The organism is Chlorobium sp., assembly GCF_021740465.1.
In the GTDB taxonomy this organism is placed as follows: Bacteria; Bacteroidota; Chlorobiia; order Chlorobiales; family Chlorobiaceae; genus Chlorobium.
This window is the reverse complement of sequence record NZ_JAIOZR010000003.1, coordinates 24,130-45,044: the sequence shown is the minus strand read 5'-3', so window position 1 is coordinate 45,044 and position 20,915 is coordinate 24,130. Positions and strand designations below refer to the sequence as shown.

The following is a 20,915-nucleotide window of genomic DNA, read 5'->3' as shown; positions in this document are numbered from 1 at the left end:
TGTTCATATTCATTCTGACGCTTTAATCATCAACCGTTCCTGACGGATATTGGTTCTCTCAGACGCTCATTTCACCTTCCGGTTCACTTCAACGGTAATATGAGCCAGCTCCTCATGGACCGCAAGAATCCGTTTGTAATAGTCCGGATCGACATCCCGGTCAACACCGAGAGAAAGAATACAGGCGTATTTCCCCCCGCCCACACGCCAGACATGAAGATCGGTTATTTCCGCCCCCGTGCCATCCGCGGCAATAACCGCCCGTACATCCTCCACCACCGGTGCATCCATCTCGGCATCGAGCAGCACCCTTGCGCTGTCGCGCAGAAGACCCCAGCCCCATACCGCCACCACCGCCGAACCGGCAATTCCCATCAGCGGGTCAAGCTGGCCGAGCCGCCAGAATTTTCCGCCGAAAAGAGCGACAAGGGCAAACAGTGAAGTAACCGCATCGGTAAGCACATGAATATAGGCCGAACGCAGATTAAGGTCATGATGGTGCGGCTCGTGTCCATGAGCCCCACCTGGAGAGTGCGTGTGCATGTGACCCTCCCTGAGCAGCCATGCACATGCCAGATTGACGGCAAGACCCGCAACAGCGACGAAAATTGCCTGGTCATACTGTATAGGAACAGGAGCAAGCAGGCGCCTGAAGGACTCATAAAACATCAGAAAAGCTATAAAGAGCAGAAAAACGGCACTGGTATAACCGCTGAGTACCTCGATTTTCCAGGTACCGAACGCAAAGCGCACATCACGGGCAAAGTATCGGGAGGCCCTGTATGCGGCTGCCGAAAGGCCGAGAGCAAGCACATGGGAACTCATGTGCCAGCCGTCGGCAAGCAGGGCCATCGAATTGAACACCAATCCTCCTGCAATCTCGGCTAACATTGCTGCAGACGTCAGAACAACGGCAAGACGGGTATTTCTTTCGCTATTCGGATTCCCTTCATGAAAAAGATGGGTATGCTGCATATCCCGGTAAAAAAACTTTCAAAACAGGCATATTTAATATACTATACTCCAGTATAGAATAATCACCTGACGAAAGCAATGCCACATACCAGAAAGGATAAAAAAAAGTTGCTGACCAGAATCCGCAGGATCAAAGGTCAGACCGAAGCGCTGGAAAAAGCGCTGGAGGCTGGTACGGAGTGCTCCGGCATCCTGCAGCAGATTGCTGCAATCAGAGGAGCGGTTTCAGGATTGATGATCGAGGTGCTTGAAGGTCATATCCGGGATCATCTTGTTTCGGGAGATCTCGATGAAGAGCAAAGGAATAAGGATGTGGAACAGGTTGTTTCTGTGCTTCGGTCATACACCCGATAACACATAAGGAAAATAAAACTTCCGGAAAACCGTTCGGCAGCAGAGAACATCGGGAACGCTTTAAAGCAGAAGTCGCTCCTGTCTTTCTACCGTACCGTCGAGAGCGAGCAGCGTCAAATCTCCCCCGCCTCCCCTCAACAGCCACTCTCTTGCCGAACACAGCGCATCCTCTTTGGTAGGATGCAGGGTCGATGTCCAGGGAGTACCGTTCAACTGATTCACCCACAAACCATCTTCTCGAAAATATACCGTTCTGTCCTGCTTGTTATCACTACCGATCATGGATATCATTGCACTTTTTTCAAAACAAATTAGCCGCTTTCATACGTCATATATACGCAAAAATCCTTTCTTTTCAAACAGAGGATTCCCCTGGAGAAGCATTTTGCCTTTTTGCGCCTATCGGTTTCAGGCGGAAACTATCGGATTGACCGATGAACTCTTCAGGGAAAACACGCCTGACTATGGGGGCACGGTAATGGATTCATCACCGCGAAGCCTGTCGCAAAGCATCGGATAATCAGGATCATAGAGCGCGGCAGCTCCTGACAAGACCTTTTGAGGGTTAGATACCGCGTAACAGTATAGGCAACCGTGCATGCAGGTGTCATAGCTGCCTATATCACGGCTTTCGGCACAGCCGCACGCTCTGCGCTGGCTCCGGTCTTTTCCGTTTCCACCCCGGCTCCTTCCGCTTATGCGCCCGATCAGCTCAACGTCGACGCAGCTGCTGTGCCTGATGCCACAATGCGAAAGATCGATATCCTGACTGCAGGTGAAGAGTGCGATGTCGAACGATTTTGCGGTTCCGGCAAACCTTCCGGCAATATCCGCCATCTCCTCCTTACCAATATTGACATAGCCGATATCGCGCATGCGGTTTCTGATTTTGCGGTAATCGTCCAGAAAACTGATGATGCAGCGTTCCGTATAACCGGCAAGTGCCTCGGCAAGAATCGCGAATGAAGATGCGTGCCATGCTGCGCCCATGGTTTCGGTCAGGATCACCGGATCGTACCGCCAAACCACCCGTTCCCTGCCGGCAAGGGCGGAAAGTTTTCTGAAAACCCGGATACGCTCCTCTACGGGAGGTACGCCCGGTTCCAGCCGGAGATCATAAGGGGTAAGGGTAAAAAGAAAATAACCGGAGTAACCCATGGCGTCGATTTCCGGCAGAATTGGGAGAAACGGCTCGGGGTTTTTGGTCCAGAACACCAGAGCATCGATATGTTCAGGCTTAAGGATAATACGGCTCACCTGCTTCGACTGCATGGGATTGCGCACCATCACTTCGCCGGCTTTCAGCCGGTTCAGCAGCCAGCGGCCGTAAAAGGCGGGAATATCGGTTCTCCGACTGGCGCTGATAATCATGAGCCCGCTTTCCTGGCCCCCTGATGCCCGGGAGTCCCGGCGAGCAGGCGCTTGCGCTCTGCAGTAAAGCTCCACCAGGGCAGCGCATCGTTACCGCTCATGAAGCTCGTCACCGACATAAAGACATCGATCACGCAGGGGTCCTGGAGAGTGTCCGTCGCCTCGCAGAGATCACGGTACATCTCAAGAGGACAGCGCCCCTGAAGCTGTCCCGGCTCGAAAACACCGATCAGGTTGAGATCTTTGGCGACGGCTTTACCGATGTTCGGCAGATCGGTCAGCTTTCCGAGTCGATCACGTACTACTTTTGACGGGTTCACTCGATTAAATGGTTACCGGTTAAAAAAAGGAGCCGCACTGTGGCGGCTCACTTGCCCGAAAAGGCCGTTTTCCGGCTTCGGCACTACCGGAAAAAGCTGTTCTTCAGTGTTCGTCCACCTTGATCCTCATCGAAAAGAAGGAGCGGTGCACGAAAACCAGAGAGAGCGCAAAGAATACTGCTGCCAGGGAGAGCGCGAGCTGGGGAGCAAGCTCGATGGCAAGCTCGATGGCAAGCAGTCCGAAGAGCGTGGTGAACTTGATGATCGGATTGAGGGCAACCGAAGAGGTGTCCTTGAAGGGATCGCCGACCGTATCACCAACAATGGATGCATCATGCAACTCGGTGCCTTTGGCGTTGAGTTCGGTTTCAACAAGTTTTTTCGCATTGTCCCACGCGCCGCCGGCATTGGCCATGAAGATCGCCTGGTAGAGACCGAACAGCGCGATCGAGATCAGGTAGCCGATAAAGAAGAACGAATCGAGACAGGCGAAAGCAAGCGTAGTGAAAAATACGGTCAGAAAGAGATTGACCATGCCTTTCTGCGCAAACTTCGTGCAGATTTCCACAACCTTCTTGCTGTCCTCTACGGATGCTTTTTCAGCTCCGCTGTCAAGCCTGATGTTCTTCTTGATGAACTCGACGGCATAGTAGGCGCCTGTGGTCACGGCATTGATCGATGCGCCGGTGAACCAGTAGATCACCGCACCGCCCATCATGAGACCGAGCAGGAACGGCGGTGAAAGAATCGACAGCTTTGCAATGGCCGCCGAATCGGCAAGGCCGCTGGTCAGAATCATGATGATCGAGAAGATCATGGTCGTCGAACCCACCACGGCGGTACCGATCAGCACCGGCTTGGCGGTCGCCTTGAAGGTGTTGCCTGCACCGTCGTTGGCTTCAAGGTATCTTTTCGCATTGGTGAAATCAGGCTGGAATCCGAATTCGCTCTGGATGCTCTGTTTGATGTTCGGGAGCGTTTCGATGAGCGAAAGCTCATAGACCGACTGTGCGTTGTCGGTAACCGGGCCATAGGAGTCGACCGCGATGGTGACCGGTCCCATGCTGAGGAAACCGAAAGCCACAAGACCGAAAGCGAAAACGGAAGGAGCCAGCATGATCACCTTGTCAAGTCCGACGGTAAGGATCCCCTGTGCGGCAATCAGCTCGGGAGTCAGACCCAGAGTACTGAGTCCGAGAGTACTGAGACCATAGGCACCGGCCATCAGAACAACAATGGCAAGACCCATCCAGTAGGCGCTGAAGTTTCCGGCGACAAGACCGGAAAGAATGTTCAATGCAGCACCTCCCTCTTTGGAGCACTGTACGACGTTACGGACATGGGCGCACTCGGTGGAGGTAAAACGGTTCACCAGTTCAGGAATAAGGGCGCCGGCAATAGTGCCGCAGGTGATGATTGAAGCGAGCTTCCACCACATGGTGCCGTCGCCGAGCGTACTGATCAGGTAGTAGGATGCGATGTAGGTAAGAATGATCGAGACAATGGAAGTAAGCCAGACCAGGGTGATCAGCGGCTTTTCAAAGTTCATCTCGTCGGCATTGCTGTATTTCATCTTGGCGATGGCGTCATTGGCCCAGTAAGAGAATGCACTGGCAAGAATCATGACCAGACGCATGGCGAAGATCCAGACAAGCAGCATGATCTGTACTTCAGGAGCCTTGATGGCCAGCAGAATAAAGGAGATGAGTGCTACGCCGGTTACGCCGTAGGTTTCGAAACCGTCTGCCGTGGGACCGACAGAGTCTCCGGCATTGTCGCCGGCACAGTCGGCAATGACGCCGGGGTTACGGGCGTCATCTTCCTTGATTTTGAAGACGATTTTCATGAGATCTGAACCGATATCGGCAATCTTGGTGAAGATGCCGCCGGCAATGCGGAGCACCGACGCACCGAGAGACTCACCGATGGCGAACCCGATAAAGCATGGTCCGGCAAAGTCGGCAGGCACAAAGAGAAGAATGACAAGCATGACGAAAAGCTCGATGCTGATAAGCAGCATACCGATGCTCATGCCGGCCCTGAGCGGAATGGCATAGGTCGGGAAGGGTTTTCCGCCGAGACTTGCAAACGCGGTCCTCGAGTTGGCGAAGGTGTTGATCCTCATGCCGAACCAGGCAACCGTGTAACTTCCGAGAATACCGATAAGACTTGCAAGAAGAATGGAAAGCACCTTTACGGTCTCCATCTGGCGCAGCCAGCCGAAGTAGGCGACAATGATGGCCCCGATAAGCACCCAGAGAACGAGAATAAACTTGCCCTGGGTGATGAGGTAGGTTTTACAGGTGGCATAGATCAGTTCGCTGATCTCGCGCATGGCGCTGTGAACAGGAAGCTTTCTGATGCCCATGTACTGAATGGCTCCGAAAACCATACCGAACAGACAGATAGCAAGGCCCCACAAAAGGAGCGTGTCACCGGGAATACCACCCAGAAAAGGTACCGAGTGTAAATCCGGCAATACCAGATCGGCCTCGCTTGCCATCGCTTTTGGCGCATGCAGCAAGACCCCCAGAAAAGCCGAAACCGATGCGGCTCCAGCCTTCCTTACGACATTGAAAGGTTTTTTCATTGTACGTTGTTGTACTGTTATTCTTTTAAAAGAAATGTTTTACCAGCAAGTAACATGAGAAGGAACATCCCGTTGAAAACAGGAAACCTAAAATTGCCATTTTTTTCATAAATCTCTAATAAACCGTACCCGATTTTAACGTAATCAACGGGATTCCCTCCGCCCCGGATTCAGGCCCCCTTCGACAATCAATGGCCGCCGTGTTTCCCCTGACGGGGGCAAGGCAAAAGGGAGCGGCACACATACAAGTAAATGCTTTGAACTCCCCTTAATAAATAGTAACTTTAATGATTGTTATGATTTATCATGTCATATTACATACCCACAGCATCGCCGCATTCCGCGGATTCACCTGACTGCACCGAAGGGCTTTCCCGCAGGCCTGAAAGTCACGTTCTTGCCTCTTTCTGTTCCAAGGTTTCAAGCAATTTCAACAATAAAAAACATGGAAAATCAAACCATCCTCTATGCAATTCCTGTTAGTGGTGTTCTTGCATTGATCTATGCTTTTTTCAAAGCCTCCTGGATTTCCAAACAGCCCGAAGGCACTGAAAAAATGTCCAAAATCGCCGGGCACATCGCCGACGGCGCACTCGCGTTCCTGAAAAGGGAGTACAAGGTTCTTGTTATTTTCGTCATCTCCGTGGCCATTCTTCTCGGCTTCGCCAACAGCGGAAGAGAGGGCACCTCCCCGATTATCGCCGTAAGCTTTGTTGTTGGCGCACTCTGTTCGGCGCTTGCCGGATTTTTCGGCATGAAGGTGGCCACCAAGGCCAACGTGCGCACCACGAACGCCGCACGCACCGGGCTCGCCCAGGCGCTCAACATCGCCTTTTCCGGCGGTCTGGTGATGGGCCTTTCCGTAGTCGGACTCGGCATTCTCGGCCTCTCGACGCTCTTTATCATCTATTCGCAGATGTTCCCTGCCCTGACACAGGTCAGTGAAGTCATCAACCTGATCTCGGGCTTTTCGCTCGGAGCATCCTCCATCGCGCTCTTTGCCCGTGTAGGCGGAGGCATTTACACCAAAGCCGCCGACGTCGGAGCCGATCTTGCCGGCAAGGTGTACGAAGGCATTCCCGAAGACGATCCGCGCAACCCTGCAACCATTGCCGATAACGTCGGCGACAACGTCGGCGACGTGGCCGGTATGGGCGCCGACCTGTTCGAAAGCTATGTGGGCGCGATCATCGGTACCATGGTGCTCGGCGCCGCGTTCGTTCCGGTATTCAACACCATGGGAGTCAATCCGGTCATCGGCGTAACCCTTCCGCTCATCATCGCCGCGGTAGGCATTCTCGTCTCGATCGTCGGTTCGTTCTTCGTGAAGGTCAAGGAGGGAGGCAATCCCCAGACCGGACTCAACATGGGCGAGTTCGGCGCATCCATCATCATGGCCGTGCTCAGCTACTTCATCATCGATTACTTCCTTCCCGCAAGCTGGACGGTCGACGGCTTCACCTACACGTCGCTGAACATTTTCTTTGCCGTCATCATCGGTCTTGTGGCCGGCGTGCTGATCGGCATGATCACCGAGTACTACTGTTCGACGGACAACAAACCGGTTATCGAGATTGCCCGTCAGAGCCTCACCGGCGCGGCGACGACCATCATCTCCGGACTTGGTATCGGCATGATGTCAACCGGCCTTCCGGTGCTCGTGCTCTCCGCGGCTATCGTGGCATCCCACTACTATGCAGGACTCTACGGCATCGCCATCGCCGCTCTCGGCATGCTTTCCGTAACAGGCATCCAGCTTGCCGTCGATGCCTACGGACCGATTTCAGACAACGCCGGCGGCATTGCTGAAATGGCCGGACTTCCGGCGGAAGTCCGCGAAAGAACCGACAAGCTCGATGCCGTCGGCAACACCACGGCCGCCATCGGCAAAGGCTTTGCCATCGGCAGCGCCGCGCTGACCGCACTTGCCCTCTTTGCCGCATACCGTCAGCAGGCCCATGTCACCTCGCTTGACATCTCCGAGCCCATCATCATGGCCGGCCTGCTCATCGGAGCCATGCTGCCCTTCGTTTTCAGCGCCATGGCCATGGGCGCCGTAGGTCGTGCGGCATCCGACATGATCAACGAGGTAGGTCGTCAGTTCAGGGAAATTCCCGGCCTGCGGGAAGGCACGGCGGAAGCCGAGTTCGCGCACTGCGTCGACATCTCCACCAAGGCGGCAATCAGGGAGATGATCCTTCCCGGCCTTATGGGCGTGCTGGTACCGGTTGTGGTAGGCTTCATTTCAAAGGATATGCTCGGCGGCCTGCTCGCCGGTGTGACCTCTTCGGGCGTGCTGATGGCTATATTCCAGTCGAACGCCGGCGGCGCCTGGGACAACGCGAAAAAACGGATCGAAGGCAAGATCGAGTTCAACGGCGTGGTGTACGGCAAGGGATCCGATGCTCACAAGGCCGCGGTCGTCGGCGATACGGTGGGCGATCCGCTCAAGGACACCAGCGGACCGAGCCTCAACATTCTCATGAAACTCATTGCCGTGGTTGCCCTTGTCATCGCCCCGCTGCTTTGATAAATCGGTAACATTTCGTACCATTCCAGCGGCCTTCTGCAAAGAAGGCCGCTTTTTTTTCCTTTCAGCCCAGAATACCTGAAATCATGAAACTTGTCATCGGACTCGGCAATCCGGAATCAAAGTATTCGGGAACCAGGCACAATGTAGGATTCGATGTGCTCGACAGACTTTCAGAAATGTTTCAGACGCCGTTCGCCGCAGGAAAAGGCAAATACCTCTTCGCGAAAATCCGCTGGCGCAACACGGCGATCGTGCTCGTCAAGCCGATGACCTACATGAACCTCTCGGGTCATGCCGTGGTTGCCGCAATGAACTTCTTCAAGATTCAGCGTCAGGATATCCTGGTTATCTCCGACGACCTCAACCTCCCCTCCGGCACCCTGAGGCTCAGGGCAAAAGGCTCGGCAGGAGGACAGAACGGCCTGAAGCATATTATCGAATGTCTGGGAAGCGACGAATTTGCCCGCATGAGGGTCGGCATCAGGCTTGAAGAAAAGCCTCTCGCCTCGTTCTCATCGTTTGTGCTGGGAAAATTCAGTCAGGAGGAAAAGCAAACCATGGAAAAAGTGATTCCGGTATGCGCCGATGCCGCACTTGACTTTGCCGTCAACGGTATCGAGCACGCCATGAACCATTACAACAAACCGGCAGGCTAACAGGCGGCAAGCTCCGGAACCCGGACACTGCACTCCCGGCGTGAAGAGCGGTGCATCTTCTTCACGAACGTAATGGCACGGTCGTTGAACTCGCGAGGCTGATCGACATTGCACACATGACCGGAATTACTGATGACCTCGAGCCATGAGTTTGTGTGGCGGGTAATGATGATACGAACCGCCGGCAGAAACATGTGATCCTCATCGCCCATAAGGTAGAGGGTGGGAATGCCGGTATCCTTCTCCTCGAAATACTTCAGGAGCGGAGTCAGTTCATAGGTAAGACGGAACCAGCGCATGAACTCCTTCTGGGCCACCTTTTTCGCCTCGTTCACAAAGAGCAGGCGCGACTTCTTGTGCCGCTCGCGGGGCATGATGATCCAGGCAAAAAAGCTGTAGAGCCACATGTAGGGAACAAACCTCTTGAACATGTTTCCGAGGGCAACCAGAACCTTTGCCCTGACGTTCAGCCGTATGATAGCTCCTCCCATGATCATCGAACTGACCCGTTCGGGAGCGATCTCGCTCATATTGCGGATCAGGATGGTGCCGAGCGAAATGCCGATGAAATGCGCCTTCCGGATTTTCAGCATATCGAGCACCTCGATGATGTCGCGTGTTATATCCTCGAAATTGTAGTGCCGGTCCTCCTTGAGACTGACCATATGCTTCGACTTGCCGTGTCCTCTCAGATCGACAAGCAGCACATTGAAATGTTTTATGAACTCCTTGATCTGCAGAAACCAGATCGACGAACTTCCGCCGGCCCCGTGTACGAAAACAACCCATGGAGCATCGGTATCGGGGAGTTCATAAGTCTTGTAATGAAGCATTGAAGAACACGTTTAAATACATTCAAACTATACGACTAATAAAAACAAGGCGAAAGGCTAATAAGTTACATGCCGCCGCGCACGACCCTGACAAGTTCGAAAAGCGCAATTCCGGCAGCAACGGCTACGTTAAGTGAGTGCTTGGTACCGTACTGCGGTATCTCGAACACCTCATCGCAATGAGCCAGGAGCTCGTCGTCGATACCCTGAACCTCGTTGCCCACAATCAGACAGAGAGGAAAATCAGCCATGGTCGCCGCGGTGTAAGGCCGGCTACGCTCGGCGATCTCCAGACCGCATATTCTCACCCCCTCGGCCTTAAGGCGCCCTACCGCTTCGACGGGATCGGCCGAGTACTCCCACTTCACGCACTCCTGGGCTCCCAGCGCGGTTTTCTCGATCTCCCGGCGCGGAGGGGTTGCCGTGTAACCGGTAATAATCATTTTCTCCACACCTGCGGCATCAGCCGTACGGAACATGGAACCGACGTTCCACATGCTCCTGATATTGTGCAGCATCAGGTAAACCGGATGCCGGGGCGAGTTGTCGGACAGCTCAGGGCTCAGCCGGTTCATCTCGTCGCCAGTCAGCTTCCTGAAGCTCATCCTGCCGGTTTTTGAGTTTTTCGAGCAGCCTGTCATTCTCCAGGCGCAGCCCGACATTGAAACGCAGGCAGTTTTCCATCAGCGGATAAGCGGACACGTTGCGGACAAGAATACCCGAACTGCTCAGCCGGTGAAACACTTCGCGGGCGTCACGCACCCTGATGATGAGAAAGTTCGTATCACTCTCCAGCACCTCAACGTCCGGAATGCCTTCAAGCTCCCCGTACAGTCGCTGGCGCTCGCCGAGAATGTAAGCCACCGCATCGGTAACAAGATAATAATGCTTCAGCACATGCTGAAGGGTAATTTCGGCCAGTCGGCTCGACGAAAACGGAATTTTCGGCTTTGCTATCTCGCCGAGCAGCAGAGGATTGGCTATGGCGAAACCGATGCGCATGCCGGCGAGGGCAAGCGCCTTCGACATGGTGCGCAGCACAATGAGATTTTCATGCTCGGCGACAAGCCCTATAACTGACGGTTCCCGAGAAAATTCGATATAGGCTTCATCGACAAGAACAATGGCATCGCACTCTCCGACAATCCGGCAGAGATCGCTGTGGGCAAGCGATTTGCCGGTAGGATTGTTCGGCGTCGAGAGCACGATAAAATCAACCTGCTCCTGTGCAGCCTTACTGATGATGGCTGAAGGGTCGAAATCGAGGCCCGGAAGCATGGGCACACTGACGATCTCGGCCTGCAGCAGCAGGGCTATTTTTTCGTATAGTGAAAACGACGGCTCGGGAATGAGAATCTTTTTTCCTGGTCCGAGACAGGCCAGAAAAATCGTATAGAGCATCTCGTTGGAACCGTTGCTCATGATAACCGAATCACGCGGCACTCCGAGAAAACCCGCATAGGCATCCATGGCCCTGAACGGCAGGATATCGGGATAACGGTTCCAGGGCTCTTTTCGAAACTCGTCGAGCACCGCATCCTTCAGCCACAGCGGCAGATCGAAAGGGCTCTCGTTCTGGTTGAGCTTGATTTCGGCCTCCTGGCCCCCCTCCACCTTGTAAACCGCAATATTGTGCAATGCAGGATTAAGAAGATCCCGAATATCTCGCTTCATTTCTGTTATTTACTGTTACCGGCCAATACAAGGCGGCTGACCGGTACGATGCACGCTCTCCGGCTTCACTAAAAAAAGCATCTTTTTAAGATTTTTTATAAAAAAAACTGGACATTGCCCATTTTTTTTATACTTTAAAACAGGATTAATTTTATCCGATATACTTCAGAAGGAGATACCATGATACCGATAACGAAAACACCACTCGATCTGCTGGACGACATATACAGCATAGCTTACTGGATGACCGGCAGTGAAGCCGAATCCCGGGAGCTGGTAAACCGCACCTACCTGAGTGCCGGAACGGATACACCGGAGCCGGAACTCCTGAAAACCTTCAGGGAGTGCTATATCGACCGGTTCGGACAACAGACGGACTTCTGTCTGAACGAGAAGCCCTGCAAAACCCTGGGGAGACTTGCTGCCACCATAAAAAACCGTGCCGCCGATATAAAGCTTTCGGTTTTACTGAGCGAAATTTCAGGGCTTCGCCACCGCGATATTTCCGATATACTCGAAAAGCCGGTCGAGACCATACGGATGTGGCTCTACTGGGGCCGCAAGCTGCTTGTATACGACGACATTCAGAAAGCATCCGCCTGAAGAATGTCCTCCTTGCGGAAGGCCGTCTCCCTTTACGGGGAAACGGCCTTTTGTTTTTCTGCACCGGGCTTCCTATTTTGCTCCCTGTACGCTCAACTATACCAGCACAGCATGATCATCATTACCGGAGGTGCCGGATTTATCGGCAGCGCCATGCTCTGGGAGCTTAACATGCAGGGAAGGGACGACATCCTGATAGTCGACACTCTCGGCTCTACAGCTACCGGGCAATGGCGGAATCTTTCCGGGCTGAAGTTTGCAGATTTCATTCCCAGAGACGCTTTCCTCCCCCTGCTCGAAACCGGAGCACTGCCCGAACCGACGGCGATCATCCACATGGGAGCCATAAGTGCGACCACCGAAACCGATGCCGATCTGCTCATCGAACGCAATTTCGCTTTCTCCAAAAGCGTCGCAGCATACTGCATGCAGAAGCGCGTCCGGCTGATCTATGCCTCAAGCGCCGCCACCTACGGCGACGGCACCGCCGGCTACGAGGACGATGAAACGAAAATCGACACCCTTCGTCCGCTCAACATGTACGGCTACTCGAAGCAGCTGTTCGACAGGTGGGCGATGAAAAACGGCGTGCTGGAGAGTGCCGCAGGCCTGAAATTCTTCAACGTCTACGGGCCCAACGAATACCACAAGGGAGAGATGACGAGCGTCGTCTACAAGGCTTTCCTGCAGATCAGGGAAAAAGGAAGTGTAAACCTGTTCAAATCACACCGGCCAGACTACCTCGACGGCCAGCAGCAGCGCGATTTCGTCTACATTCGCGACTGCACGGCAATCATGACCTGGCTGCTCGATCACCCGGAGGTATCCGGCCTTTTCAATGCCGGCAGCGGAGAGGCCAGAACGTTCAACGATCTTGCAGGCGCGACCTTCGCGGCTCTCGACATGAAACCTGACATCACCTATATTGCGATGCCTGAAAACCTGCAGGGACGTTACCAGTACCATACCTGCGCCTCGATGGGCAAGCTCCGGCGGGCGGGCTACCGCAAACCCATGACCACCCTCGAGGAGGGCGTCAGGGAGTATGTGCGGAACTATCTCGATTCCGGAACGTCCTATTACGACCTGCTGAACCATACAAAACGCGCTTAACCCCGAAGCCTTTTGACCACAGAAAAAAAAATCGAAATCCAGGGCATCGAACCCGTCATCCTTTTCGGCCCTTTTGACTCCTACCTGAAAACAATCAGGACCGCATTCCCGGATGTCCAGATAACCGCAAGAGGTTCCGCCGTAACCCTGAACGGCGAAAATGAAGAGGTTGCCGTGCTCGAACAGATTTTCAGGGAAATGATCTTTCTTGCCGACAAACATGGCGAGGTGCTCGAAAACGATCTGAATGCACTCATCAATCTTGCGCTTTCACCTGTTCCCCGATCGAAGCCGCCGGCACCGGACGACGAGGACGTCATCGTATCGACACCCGATTTCGCCGTAAAAGCCAAGACCAACGGGCAACGGCGCATGGTCTCGGAAGCGAAAACCAACGACATTCTTTTTGCCATCGGACCGGCCGGAACGGGAAAAACCTATACCGCCGTCGCTATTGCTGTTGCCGCATGGAAAGCCAAAACCGTCAAAAGGATCGTGCTTGCCCGACCGGCGGTCGAAGCCGGTGAAAGCCTCGGGTTTCTGCCTGGCGATCTTGCACAGAAAATCGACCCCTACCTCCGGCCGCTCTACGATGCCCTGCAGGACATGCTGACCTCCGAAAAGCTCAAACTGCTCACCGAGCGGCGAATTATCGAAATCGTTCCGCTTGCATACATGCGAGGCCGAACCCTGAACAATGCCTTCATCATTCTCGACGAAGCGCAGAACGCATCGAGCAAGCAGATGAAAATGTGCCTCACCCGGCTCGGCATCAACTCGAAAGCCATCATTACCGGCGACGTTACCCAGATCGATCTGCCAAGCGTCATGGAGTCGGGACTGCCCAATGCCGAGCAGATCCTCCAAAACATCAAAGGCATCAGTTTCGTCTATCTCGACAAGTCGGACGTTGTCCGCCACAAGCTGGTGCGGGACATCATCAACGCCTACGAGATCCATGAAAGCAAATGAGTGCGCTTTGCTGCTTCGCCAGGCAGACGGAACTTTGTCCCCTGCTGCCGGGTTTGTAATCACTGACGGATTTTACCGTACACGACTCTCTGAACTCCTCAAACCAGGAAAAACAACCATGGCACACCGAATTACCGATGAATGCACCTATTGCGGCGCCTGTGAACCCGAATGTCCGGTTACGGCCATCACTCCGGGCGACGACCTCTATGTTATCGACGAAAGCGTCTGCTGCGACTGCGTAGGCTACCACGATGAGGCCGCCTGTGTTGCGGTATGTCCGGTCGATTGTATCATCAAGGTCTGAAAAGACCGGAGCTCCCGACCGAAAATCGCCGTCGGCCTACGCATCTCCCTTCGCAAGGTTTAAACTTGTGCGCTGCGTTCCTTATATTGAAAGAGTGTGATCTCGCCAGGCAAGCCTGGTAGAAACCATAGCGGATATCAGGGGTAATGCGAGGCTGGCGGAACCGTCGCCCGAAAAACGCTGCAGGATTCAAAAGGCTGCCTTTTTTGCCATAATCATTCAATCCTGCCTTATGCGTATTCTTTTTGTCAATCCCAATGAAATCAAGCATATCGAGTATTCCGACTATGCCATGGGGGGTTACATACGGCCGTACTTCTCCCCCGCTCTCGGCATGCTGATTTCCATGACACCCGAACACCATATAGCAGAGTATATCGACGAGATCATCGGCGAACAGATCAATTTCAGAAAGCGGTACGACCTGGTGGCCATTACCACCACCTGGACCCTCCAGGCACAACGGGCATACCAGATAGCCGACGGATTTGCAAAACACGGTGTCCCCTGCATCATCGGCGGAAACCATGCCTCGCTCTGCATCGAAGAAGCCTCACGCTACGGAAGCGTCGCATCCGGCATGGCGGAAAACATGTGGTTGCAGATCCTCAATGATGCAGGGTGCCGCAGCCTGCGCCCGGTCTACAATGCCTCCGACTTTCCCGATGTTACCGGCTGCGCCTGGTTCGACTACCGCAAGATCAAAAGAGCCCTCGACAACACCAGCACCTCCATCGATCCGCTGAACGCCCTGTCGCGCAACATGCGCCCCTTTCCTATCCTTACCAGCCGAGGCTGTCCTCACACCTGCAAAATGTGCGTCACACCGGAAATCTACCATAAAAAGTATTTCGCCATCGATCCCCAACTGCTTGAGGAACAGCTTGCCGTCACCGAAAAACTCTTCAAGCCGTTCATGTACATGTTCATCGACGAATATTTCGGGCATGACCCCCAGCACACCTCTGCATGCCTCGAAAAATTCAGGAACGCCGGCGTCAAGTATGGCGTACAGGTCACTCCGAACCTGCTCTGCGATGGTGATCTTGCCAGGGAACTCGCCGACAGCGGATGCGTTGTTGCCAGCATCGGCCTCGAATCGCTCAATACCGAAGTGCTCGACGAGGATTTCGGAAAGGGGGAACCGAGCGTCCGCGAAGGCATGGAACTGAACGACCGGAATATCGAGGCCACCTACATGGCGGCAATCGGAAAATGCCAGGAGGCCAAACTCCCTTTCATGCTTTTCTGGCTTATCAATCCGGTACGAAACAGCATCGAGGATATGGAAAGAATAGTCGAATTCTCCAAACGCAGCGGAGCCGTGCTCTCTTCGCTGAACTTCGCCGTACCGCTTCCGGGCACGAAGTTTTTTCTGGAACAGCAGAAGAAAGGCAATATTCTCTCCTATGACTGGAGCCGCTACAACACCTTCAACATTCTGCTGAAGCCCTCCAACGGCATCTCTGCCGAAAAGTTCCAGAAAGCCATGCACGACAATTTCATCAAGCTCTATCCGCTCACCGGCATACCGGCCCACCTCATGGGAGAGGCATCTTTCAGCATAGAGGTGATGCCCTACATAGTAACTTCGGTTGCGGTTCGTCTCGAATATCTGAAAAAAATGGCGGAAAAAACTTTCCCCTTCTCCCTGCCACTGCCCTTCATGCCGAAATAACTGCAGAAGGCGGCATGCTTTCTTTTGTCAGCTGAAAAAAAAGTTTATATTTTCGGAATTCTTTTGAATTGTTCTTTCATACAATTTCACCACCAACCTTAAGCAAGGAATTCGATATGGCACTGTACATTACTGAAGAATGCACCTACTGCGGCGCCTGCGAGCCGGAATGCCCGGTCAACGCAATTTCCGCCGGTGACGACATCTATGTTATCGATGCCGGTTCATGCACCGAGTGTGCAGGTTATGCAGATTCACCTGCATGTTCTGCCGTCTGCCCTGCAGAGTGCATCGTACAGGGATAATCTGATCAAGGCTTTCCGAATAAAAAAGCGGTATGATGTTGCAACATCATACCGCTTTTTTATTGCCTTCCCCACTCCCGGATATTAGCGAAAGAGCACCCTGCCTCCTCAGTCAATCCTCGTAATCCACCACGACCCGATCTTCCGAAGCCTCGATAATGAACGTCTTGACCTCCTCATGAAGAGGATGAATCTGATAGCCTGCCAGCGCTTTTCTGTCGGTAAACTCCGAATACAGAACAACATCGAACGATGCTGCCGTACAACTGAAATCAATGCCGACCTCAATCCGGAGCAGACCGGGTATCCGCCCGGCCAGAGCTTCCAGCTTCTCCCTGAAAAGCCTTGCGTTAACCGCTTTGTCATTGCCATGCGCATGATCCTTCAGACGCCACATCACCAGATGCCTTACCATAAACAATACCAGTTACTTACCCGGATAACAAAATCACCGGCCATCACCATATCCATGACGAGCCGTTATTCCGCCTTTCTCCATTAACGGCATAATCACTTTTCTTTCCCGACTGCTGGGCAAAGGCTCTTTCGAACATCTCCTGGGCCAAAAGCCACCGGTCGCCCTGAGCGTTGAGCATCACCAGAAGCATATCACCATTCTCCTTGCGAGCTCTCGCTATGAGGCATTTGCCTGCACTTCTTGTAAAACCGGTCTTGATACCCACCGCATACGGGTATTTTGCAAGCAGTTTGTTGTGCGTTTTCAGAAGAATGAACCGGTTGGTGTTCAACTCAGTCACCAGAGCCGATTCAAGCTGGGCGATATCGTTGAAGGCGCTGTTTCTGATGGCATATTCGGTAAGGGTCAGCAGGTCCTCTGCCGTCGAAATATTGCCGGCATAGACACCTTTGTCAAACCCTGCAGGATTGGTGAACAGGGAATTCTTCATCCCGATTTTTTTCGCCCGGAAGTTCATGGCTGTCACGAACTTCTCCACGCTGCCACTCAGATGTATGGCAATGGCAAAAGCCGCATCGTTGCTCGAACTGACCATGGCTGCCTTGACAAGGTCGGAAAGCAATACCCGGTCTCCAGGCTTGAAACCCGCCTTGGAGGGCTCTACACTCGTCGCGTCCCTGGTTATAAGCACCTCCTGATCGAGCTTGCCGCTCTCGATGGCGATTAGTGCGGTCAAAATTTTCGTTAGACTGGCCGGCTGTATGAGCCTGCCGGTATCCTTGGCCATAAATACCTTCGAGCCTCCGGCCTCCTTGACGATATAGGAGGCAATGTCCGGATAAAAACCGCCCACATCCTGGCCCGTTCCGGCAAAGGCAGGCATTCGGCCGGACGAAAGCATTACAAGGAAAAAAAGAAAAGCGATCCACTGTTTTATCATCGTACCATCTCCTCTTGTTGGGTGTCGGAAGCCGGCAGATGTGTTTTGGGGGAATCCGCCAGGCCCGTCAGATGTAAAAACATATGTAACTTATTATTAAGAAAAATAATACAGTTTTTCAAAGCTGACCGCATTTTTTTTACGTATTTTTCAGTTCACCACCCTTAAATGAGATCGGCATCCTGTTCGGTCAGCCCGCCTGCTTCGGAAATTTTCGGCTTGGGCGTCTGCATCCTGCTGCTGTCGATCCGCTTCACCTGCCGGAGCAGTTGAACGGCATTGGTGACAAGCTCCTTCACCGAACGTTTTACATACCGGCTTTTCATGAAACGGCTCACATTGTGCTGCATGTCCTCGGCAATCCATCCCCGGCTCCAGCCGAGATAGTTGAACGGAGGAAATACGAACCCGAGATCGGAAAAAAAAGCGTTGAGCTGCCCGGCAACCCCCTGAACGTTGTCCTGTCCTCCGGTGATGATGAACGAAACCACCTTGTTGCGAATCAGTACCCGGTCGTGCAGGGTTATCTGGTTCTGAACGGTATTGAGCCGCTCGGCCATCTTGTAGTAGAGCGACGACGCGTTCCCCCAGCGGATCGGCGTAGCCAGAAGCACCACATCGGCCCAGAGCACCAGAGCCCGGTAGAGTTCGCTCATGCCGTCGTCAGGATTCATGCTGGTAATCGAACAGGGCCAGGTGCAGGCCTCCTCATGGCGGCTGTAATACCCTTCGCAATGCCGGAATTCCAGATCACGAAGCCTGATCATCCGGGTTTCGGCCCCGTACTCTGAAGCGGCGAAATCGAGCGCAGCCTGCAGGGCGGTTTCCGATGTGGAAGGGCGCGGCAGAGAACGGTTCATGTTGGTTGCCGAAATACCGAGCACATGGAGCGAATCCGGAGTTGTATGGTAGTCGAGGTTTCTCAGGTCGGCGAGGCGCTCGTCCTCATGCACGGCACGGAAGGTACTGACGACAGGTTTTTCAGACACCAGAATCATGCCGTCCTCGACCCTGACCTCGAAAACTGCCTGCCGGTCGAGATAGCCTTCAGGAGCGCGACCGTCAGCGATGTTGTATTGCCAGCCGTGCCACGGACAGGCGACGTAGAGAGCGCCCCGGTCGAGCCTCTGGATGAACCCCTCGCCCAGGTCACCGCCCTTGTGCAGGCAGGCGTGTTCGAGCGCGGTAATGGTGCCGTTGTAATTGAAAAGCGCAACCGAACCTCGCCCGGCTTTTACCGTCCTGTGGCTGCCGGGAGGCAGTTCCGAAAGAGGAAGTACGGCAATGAATTTCATGGCCCGTTCCGGAAAAAGTCGTTGACATAACGCAGGCGTCCCCACTCTGGCTCCGCAAATGATAGAGCGCCTCCCCTGGAAAGGCGACGGTAAAGCCGGCCTGCGGAATCACGCGTATCAGGACTATAAATGCTTCCGTCCGCCTTATCGTTCAGTCAGTACGAGCTTCAGGGCAAGCGCCCCGAAAACGGCTCCGGCGATCCGGTTGATGACCTTACGGGCCGCCTCCGACTGCCTCAGTCGTGCTCCCGCCCCTCCGGCAAGAAAGCTGAGCGCACCGAACACCAGCATGGTAGCGGCAATAAAAAGCAGACCCAGCATGAGCAGCTGCGGCACAACCGGGCCCCTCGACGGATCGGCGAACTGCGGCAGAAAGGCAAGAAAAAAAATCGAAACCTTCGGATTGGAAAGGTTCATGATTATCCCCCGCCGATAAAGCTTCGCCCTGTCGAGGGGCTCCGGCTCGCCCGGTTCACCGCTCCCACCGGAACGGAAAGCCTTCCATGCCAGATAGAGCAGATAGCCTGCACCGGCGAACTTCAGCAGCGTAAAGGCGAGCGAAGAAGCCGCCACAAGGGCGGCCAGGCCCAAGGCAACGGCAAGCGTATGCACGACAAGGCCCGTTGACAGGCCAAGCGTCACCAGCACTCCGGCAACCCGACCGTTCTGTACCGACTGGGCCATCACAAAAAGGTTGTCGGGGCCGGGAGAGAGCGCAAGAAGCGCCGAAGTGGCAAAAAAAACAAGCAGCTGGTTCAGTTCAGGCATGAGTATCGCAAATTATCAGGTAAACCGAGACTCCATCCTCCCATTCCTTTCCAACAGGGACAACAAAGACGGCAAGGACTAATGGAACAAATAATTTCCCCGGCTCACCGCCCACAACTCACGGTCTTCAGCCTGCCCTCTTCCCCCCCACAGCCTACTGCCTACTGTCTACTGCCTACTGAATACTGCCTACTGAATACTGTTTTAAAGCATCCTCTGGCAATATACCACATCGAACTTCCTCCCGAACTTTTCTCCGGCATCCCTGAAGCGGCCGCACTCATGGAAGCCGTTTTTCAGGTGAAAACGGATGCTCCCCTCGTTCAGGGATGATATACTGGCAAGAATCGAACCAAGTCCGGTATCGGCGGCCTCTTCGGCAAGATGTTCGAGTATTGCCTTGCCGATGCCCTGGCCGGTAAACCCGTGCCTTAAAAAGAGCGTTATCTCGCAGGTTGCGCTGAATGCAGGCATGGGGCTGTAGGGACGGAGCATGCCGAAGCCCACGGCCGTGCCCTCCTCGTTGCGGGCAACAATCGAAGGGTAGCCGTTCGACAGGTCAAGAAACATGCCGGCCATCTCGACCGGGAACGGACTCAGCGAATATGCGGCAAAGCTGTTAGCGGCATAGTAGTTGAAAATATCGAGAATTTCAGGGCCGTCATCCTCCGTCAATGGCTCAAGCACGATATGCATGATCGCTCCGATTGACGTTATGAGGGCTTCTGGGGCTGCTGGCGACCCTGCATGGAAAGCTTGCCTCCGTAATGGCCGAGCAGCGTCACGACCGGAAGCATGCAGAGCAGCACGCCGATATAGAACCAGTGCAGAATGTCCTGACGGGCCATCACATCGGGCAGGAAGAGCCTCAGTGCCACGGCAACAGTGCAGAGAATGAAAAGCAGAATCGAAAGACGGATTTTTTTCATGAAAACCGGGGCTTTGGCCGCACGGTACTTCGTGCGCCAGTCGTGAAGACCGGAAAAAAAAGAAACCGGAATTGCCAGAAAGGTGATCCAGAGGATGTGCTGCACGGTACGCTCGAAATAGACGCTTCCTGTGGGAAGGCTGAGCAGCAGATAGAGAACCGCCACGGGAATGAGTCCGTTGCTGAAATGCGCGGAAATGGCGTGAAGCAGAAAGGTTTTTTTCATATCGGCCCACAAACTCGGCTTGGCCATAAGCAGTCGCTCCTTTTCTGTTGGTTGCT

At 53.9% G+C, this 20,915-nt stretch carries 23 protein-coding genes; 9 read left to right on the top strand and 14 right to left on the bottom strand.

Features of this window, described 5'->3' with window-relative positions:
* Positions 1–66 precede the first annotated feature (66 nt).
* A complete protein-coding gene (gene dmeF / locus K9G39_RS02085) occupies positions 67–975 on the bottom strand; it encodes a CDF family Co(II)/Ni(II) efflux transporter DmeF (protein ID WP_292003273.1) in 909 nt (302 codons plus the stop codon).
* Positions 976–1,053: 78 nt separating this feature from the next.
* Between dmeF and K9G39_RS02080 the strand changes: the two genes are divergently transcribed.
* Positions 1,054–1,329: a metal/formaldehyde-sensitive transcriptional repressor gene (locus K9G39_RS02080; protein WP_292003272.1), complete on the top strand. Its 276-nt coding sequence runs from the start codon at positions 1,054–1,056 to the stop codon at positions 1,327–1,329.
* Positions 1,330–1,389: 60 nt separating this feature from the next.
* On the opposite strand, the gene K9G39_RS02075 is transcribed toward K9G39_RS02080, so the two are convergent.
* The 4 genes from K9G39_RS02075 to K9G39_RS02060 all read right to left on the bottom strand — a co-directional run bounded on the left by K9G39_RS02075 (position 1,390) and on the right by K9G39_RS02060 (position 5,610).
* The gene (locus tag K9G39_RS02075) at positions 1,390–1,611 is read right to left on the bottom strand and encodes a DUF2188 domain-containing protein (protein ID WP_292003271.1); all 222 of its coding nucleotides are present in this window, start codon (positions 1,609–1,611) and stop codon (positions 1,390–1,392) included.
* 180 nt (positions 1,612–1,791) lie between these two features.
* Complete coding sequence (locus tag K9G39_RS02070; RefSeq protein ID WP_292003270.1) at positions 1,792–2,700, bottom strand: DUF1848 domain-containing protein; 909 nt, start codon at positions 2,698–2,700, stop codon at positions 1,792–1,794.
* Complete coding sequence (locus tag K9G39_RS02065) at positions 2,697–3,020, bottom strand: helix-hairpin-helix domain-containing protein (protein WP_292003269.1); 324 nt, start codon at positions 3,018–3,020, stop codon at positions 2,697–2,699. Before K9G39_RS02065 ends, K9G39_RS02070 begins: the two co-directional genes overlap by 4 nt.
* A gap of 103 nt (positions 3,021–3,123) precedes the next feature.
* Positions 3,124–5,610, bottom strand: coding sequence for a sodium-translocating pyrophosphatase (locus tag K9G39_RS02060; RefSeq protein ID WP_292003268.1), 2,487 nt, complete (start codon positions 5,608–5,610; stop codon positions 3,124–3,126).
* A gap of 445 nt (positions 5,611–6,055) precedes the next feature.
* Between K9G39_RS02060 and K9G39_RS02055 the strand changes: the two genes are divergently transcribed.
* Together K9G39_RS02055 and pth are read left to right on the top strand one after the other, a co-directional pair.
* Positions 6,056–8,140: a sodium-translocating pyrophosphatase gene (locus tag K9G39_RS02055; RefSeq protein ID WP_292003267.1), complete on the top strand. Its 2,085-nt coding sequence runs from the start codon at positions 6,056–6,058 to the stop codon at positions 8,138–8,140.
* A gap of 86 nt (positions 8,141–8,226) precedes the next feature.
* Positions 8,227–8,799, top strand: a complete 573-nt coding sequence (gene pth / locus K9G39_RS02050; protein ID WP_292003266.1) for an aminoacyl-tRNA hydrolase — start codon at positions 8,227–8,229, stop codon at positions 8,797–8,799.
* Here pth and K9G39_RS02045 read toward each other — a convergent pair.
* From K9G39_RS02045 to hisC, 3 genes are all read right to left on the bottom strand, one after another.
* The gene (locus K9G39_RS02045) at positions 8,796–9,632 is read right to left on the bottom strand and encodes an alpha/beta hydrolase (RefSeq protein ID WP_292003265.1); all 837 of its coding nucleotides are present in this window, start codon (positions 9,630–9,632) and stop codon (positions 8,796–8,798) included. The two genes, pth and K9G39_RS02045, sit on opposite strands and share 4 nt — an antisense overlap.
* Before the next feature lie 65 nt (positions 9,633–9,697).
* On the bottom strand, positions 9,698–10,237 hold the full coding sequence (locus K9G39_RS02040) for an RNA methyltransferase (RefSeq protein WP_292003264.1): 540 nt from the start codon (positions 10,235–10,237) through the stop codon (positions 9,698–9,700).
* Positions 10,188–11,306 carry a histidinol-phosphate transaminase gene (gene hisC / locus K9G39_RS02035; protein WP_292003263.1) on the bottom strand — a complete coding sequence of 373 codons (1,119 nt, stop codon included), beginning with the start codon at positions 11,304–11,306 and terminating at the stop codon, positions 10,188–10,190. Before hisC ends, K9G39_RS02040 begins: the two co-directional genes overlap by 50 nt.
* Positions 11,307–11,486: 180 nt before the next feature.
* Between hisC and K9G39_RS02030 the strand changes: the two genes are divergently transcribed.
* The 6 genes from K9G39_RS02030 to K9G39_RS02005 all read left to right on the top strand — a co-directional run bounded on the left by K9G39_RS02030 (position 11,487) and on the right by K9G39_RS02005 (position 16,284).
* On the top strand, positions 11,487–11,909 hold the full coding sequence (locus tag K9G39_RS02030; RefSeq protein ID WP_292003262.1) for an RNA polymerase subunit sigma-24: 423 nt from the start codon (positions 11,487–11,489) through the stop codon (positions 11,907–11,909).
* A 111-nt stretch (positions 11,910–12,020) separates the two neighbouring features.
* A complete protein-coding gene (gene rfaD / locus K9G39_RS02025) occupies positions 12,021–13,022 on the top strand; it encodes an ADP-glyceromanno-heptose 6-epimerase (protein ID WP_292003261.1) in 1,002 nt (333 codons plus the stop codon).
* 12 nt (positions 13,023–13,034) lie between these two features.
* Complete coding sequence (locus K9G39_RS02020) at positions 13,035–13,994, top strand: PhoH family protein (RefSeq protein WP_292003260.1); 960 nt, start codon at positions 13,035–13,037, stop codon at positions 13,992–13,994.
* Between the two features lie 118 nt (positions 13,995–14,112).
* Positions 14,113–14,301: a 4Fe-4S binding protein gene (locus K9G39_RS02015; protein ID WP_292003259.1), complete on the top strand. Its 189-nt coding sequence runs from the start codon at positions 14,113–14,115 to the stop codon at positions 14,299–14,301.
* A gap of 232 nt (positions 14,302–14,533) precedes the next feature.
* A complete protein-coding gene (locus K9G39_RS02010) occupies positions 14,534–15,979 on the top strand; it encodes a radical SAM protein (protein WP_292003258.1) in 1,446 nt (481 codons plus the stop codon).
* Between the two features lie 116 nt (positions 15,980–16,095).
* A complete protein-coding gene (locus tag K9G39_RS02005) occupies positions 16,096–16,284 on the top strand; it encodes a 4Fe-4S binding protein (protein ID WP_292003257.1) in 189 nt (62 codons plus the stop codon).
* Positions 16,285–16,396: 112 nt separating this feature from the next.
* Here the strand turns inward: K9G39_RS02005 and K9G39_RS02000 are convergent, their stop codons facing one another.
* The 6 genes from K9G39_RS02000 to K9G39_RS01975 all read right to left on the bottom strand — a co-directional run bounded on the left by K9G39_RS02000 (position 16,397) and on the right by K9G39_RS01975 (position 20,886).
* The gene (locus K9G39_RS02000; protein ID WP_292003256.1) at positions 16,397–16,699 is read right to left on the bottom strand and encodes a Dabb family protein; all 303 of its coding nucleotides are present in this window, start codon (positions 16,697–16,699) and stop codon (positions 16,397–16,399) included.
* Positions 16,700–16,742: 43 nt separating this feature from the next.
* Positions 16,743–17,642, bottom strand: a complete 900-nt coding sequence (locus K9G39_RS01995; RefSeq protein WP_292003255.1) for a serine hydrolase — start codon at positions 17,640–17,642, stop codon at positions 16,743–16,745.
* A gap of 164 nt (positions 17,643–17,806) precedes the next feature.
* Positions 17,807–18,937: a Rieske 2Fe-2S domain-containing protein gene (locus K9G39_RS01990; protein ID WP_292003254.1), complete on the bottom strand. Its 1,131-nt coding sequence runs from the start codon at positions 18,935–18,937 to the stop codon at positions 17,807–17,809.
* 144 nt (positions 18,938–19,081) lie between these two features.
* On the bottom strand, positions 19,082–19,705 hold the full coding sequence (locus K9G39_RS01985; protein WP_292003253.1) for a LysE family translocator: 624 nt from the start codon (positions 19,703–19,705) through the stop codon (positions 19,082–19,084).
* A 204-nt stretch (positions 19,706–19,909) separates the two neighbouring features.
* Positions 19,910–20,401: a GNAT family N-acetyltransferase gene (locus K9G39_RS01980; protein ID WP_292003252.1), complete on the bottom strand. Its 492-nt coding sequence runs from the start codon at positions 20,399–20,401 to the stop codon at positions 19,910–19,912.
* Positions 20,402–20,418: 17 nt separating this feature from the next.
* Positions 20,419–20,886: a hypothetical protein gene (locus tag K9G39_RS01975; protein WP_292003251.1), complete on the bottom strand. Its 468-nt coding sequence runs from the start codon at positions 20,884–20,886 to the stop codon at positions 20,419–20,421.
* Positions 20,887–20,915: the final 29 nt, after the last annotated feature.

Excerpts from the sequence above, each read along its gene's own strand:
- dmeF (WP_292003273.1), bottom strand. The coding sequence starts at position 975 with ATGCAGCATACCCATCTTTTTCATGAAGGGAATCCGAATAGCGAAAGA.
- K9G39_RS02080 (WP_292003272.1), top strand. The coding sequence starts at position 1,054 with ATGCCACATACCAGAAAGGATAAAAAAAAGTTGCTGACCAGAATCCGC.
- K9G39_RS02075 (WP_292003271.1), bottom strand. The coding sequence starts at position 1,611 with ATGATCGGTAGTGATAACAAGCAGGACAGAACGGTATATTTTCGAGAA.
- K9G39_RS02070 (WP_292003270.1), bottom strand. The coding sequence starts at position 2,700 with ATGATTATCAGCGCCAGTCGGAGAACCGATATTCCCGCCTTTTACGGC.
- K9G39_RS02060 (WP_292003268.1), bottom strand. The coding sequence starts at position 5,610 with ATGAAAAAACCTTTCAATGTCGTAAGGAAGGCTGGAGCCGCATCGGTT.
- K9G39_RS02055 (WP_292003267.1), top strand. The coding sequence starts at position 6,056 with ATGGAAAATCAAACCATCCTCTATGCAATTCCTGTTAGTGGTGTTCTT.
- pth (WP_292003266.1), top strand. The coding sequence starts at position 8,227 with ATGAAACTTGTCATCGGACTCGGCAATCCGGAATCAAAGTATTCGGGA.
- K9G39_RS02045 (WP_292003265.1), bottom strand. The coding sequence starts at position 9,632 with ATGCTTCATTACAAGACTTATGAACTCCCCGATACCGATGCTCCATGG.
- K9G39_RS02040 (WP_292003264.1), bottom strand. The coding sequence starts at position 10,237 with ATGAGCTTCAGGAAGCTGACTGGCGACGAGATGAACCGGCTGAGCCCT.
- hisC (WP_292003263.1), bottom strand. The coding sequence starts at position 11,306 with ATGAAGCGAGATATTCGGGATCTTCTTAATCCTGCATTGCACAATATT.
- K9G39_RS02030 (WP_292003262.1), top strand. The coding sequence starts at position 11,487 with ATGATACCGATAACGAAAACACCACTCGATCTGCTGGACGACATATAC.
- rfaD (WP_292003261.1), top strand. The coding sequence starts at position 12,021 with ATGATCATCATTACCGGAGGTGCCGGATTTATCGGCAGCGCCATGCTC.
- K9G39_RS02015 (WP_292003259.1), top strand. The coding sequence starts at position 14,113 with ATGGCACACCGAATTACCGATGAATGCACCTATTGCGGCGCCTGTGAA.
- K9G39_RS02010 (WP_292003258.1), top strand. The coding sequence starts at position 14,534 with ATGCGTATTCTTTTTGTCAATCCCAATGAAATCAAGCATATCGAGTAT.
- K9G39_RS02005 (WP_292003257.1), top strand. The coding sequence starts at position 16,096 with ATGGCACTGTACATTACTGAAGAATGCACCTACTGCGGCGCCTGCGAG.
- K9G39_RS02000 (WP_292003256.1), bottom strand. The coding sequence starts at position 16,699 with ATGGTAAGGCATCTGGTGATGTGGCGTCTGAAGGATCATGCGCATGGC.
- K9G39_RS01995 (WP_292003255.1), bottom strand. The coding sequence starts at position 17,642 with ATGATAAAACAGTGGATCGCTTTTCTTTTTTTCCTTGTAATGCTTTCG.
- K9G39_RS01990 (WP_292003254.1), bottom strand. The coding sequence starts at position 18,937 with ATGAAATTCATTGCCGTACTTCCTCTTTCGGAACTGCCTCCCGGCAGC.
- K9G39_RS01985 (WP_292003253.1), bottom strand. The coding sequence starts at position 19,705 with ATGCCTGAACTGAACCAGCTGCTTGTTTTTTTTGCCACTTCGGCGCTT.
- K9G39_RS01980 (WP_292003252.1), bottom strand. The coding sequence starts at position 20,401 with ATGCATATCGTGCTTGAGCCATTGACGGAGGATGACGGCCCTGAAATT.
- K9G39_RS01975 (WP_292003251.1), bottom strand. The coding sequence starts at position 20,886 with ATGGCCAAGCCGAGTTTGTGGGCCGATATGAAAAAAACCTTTCTGCTT.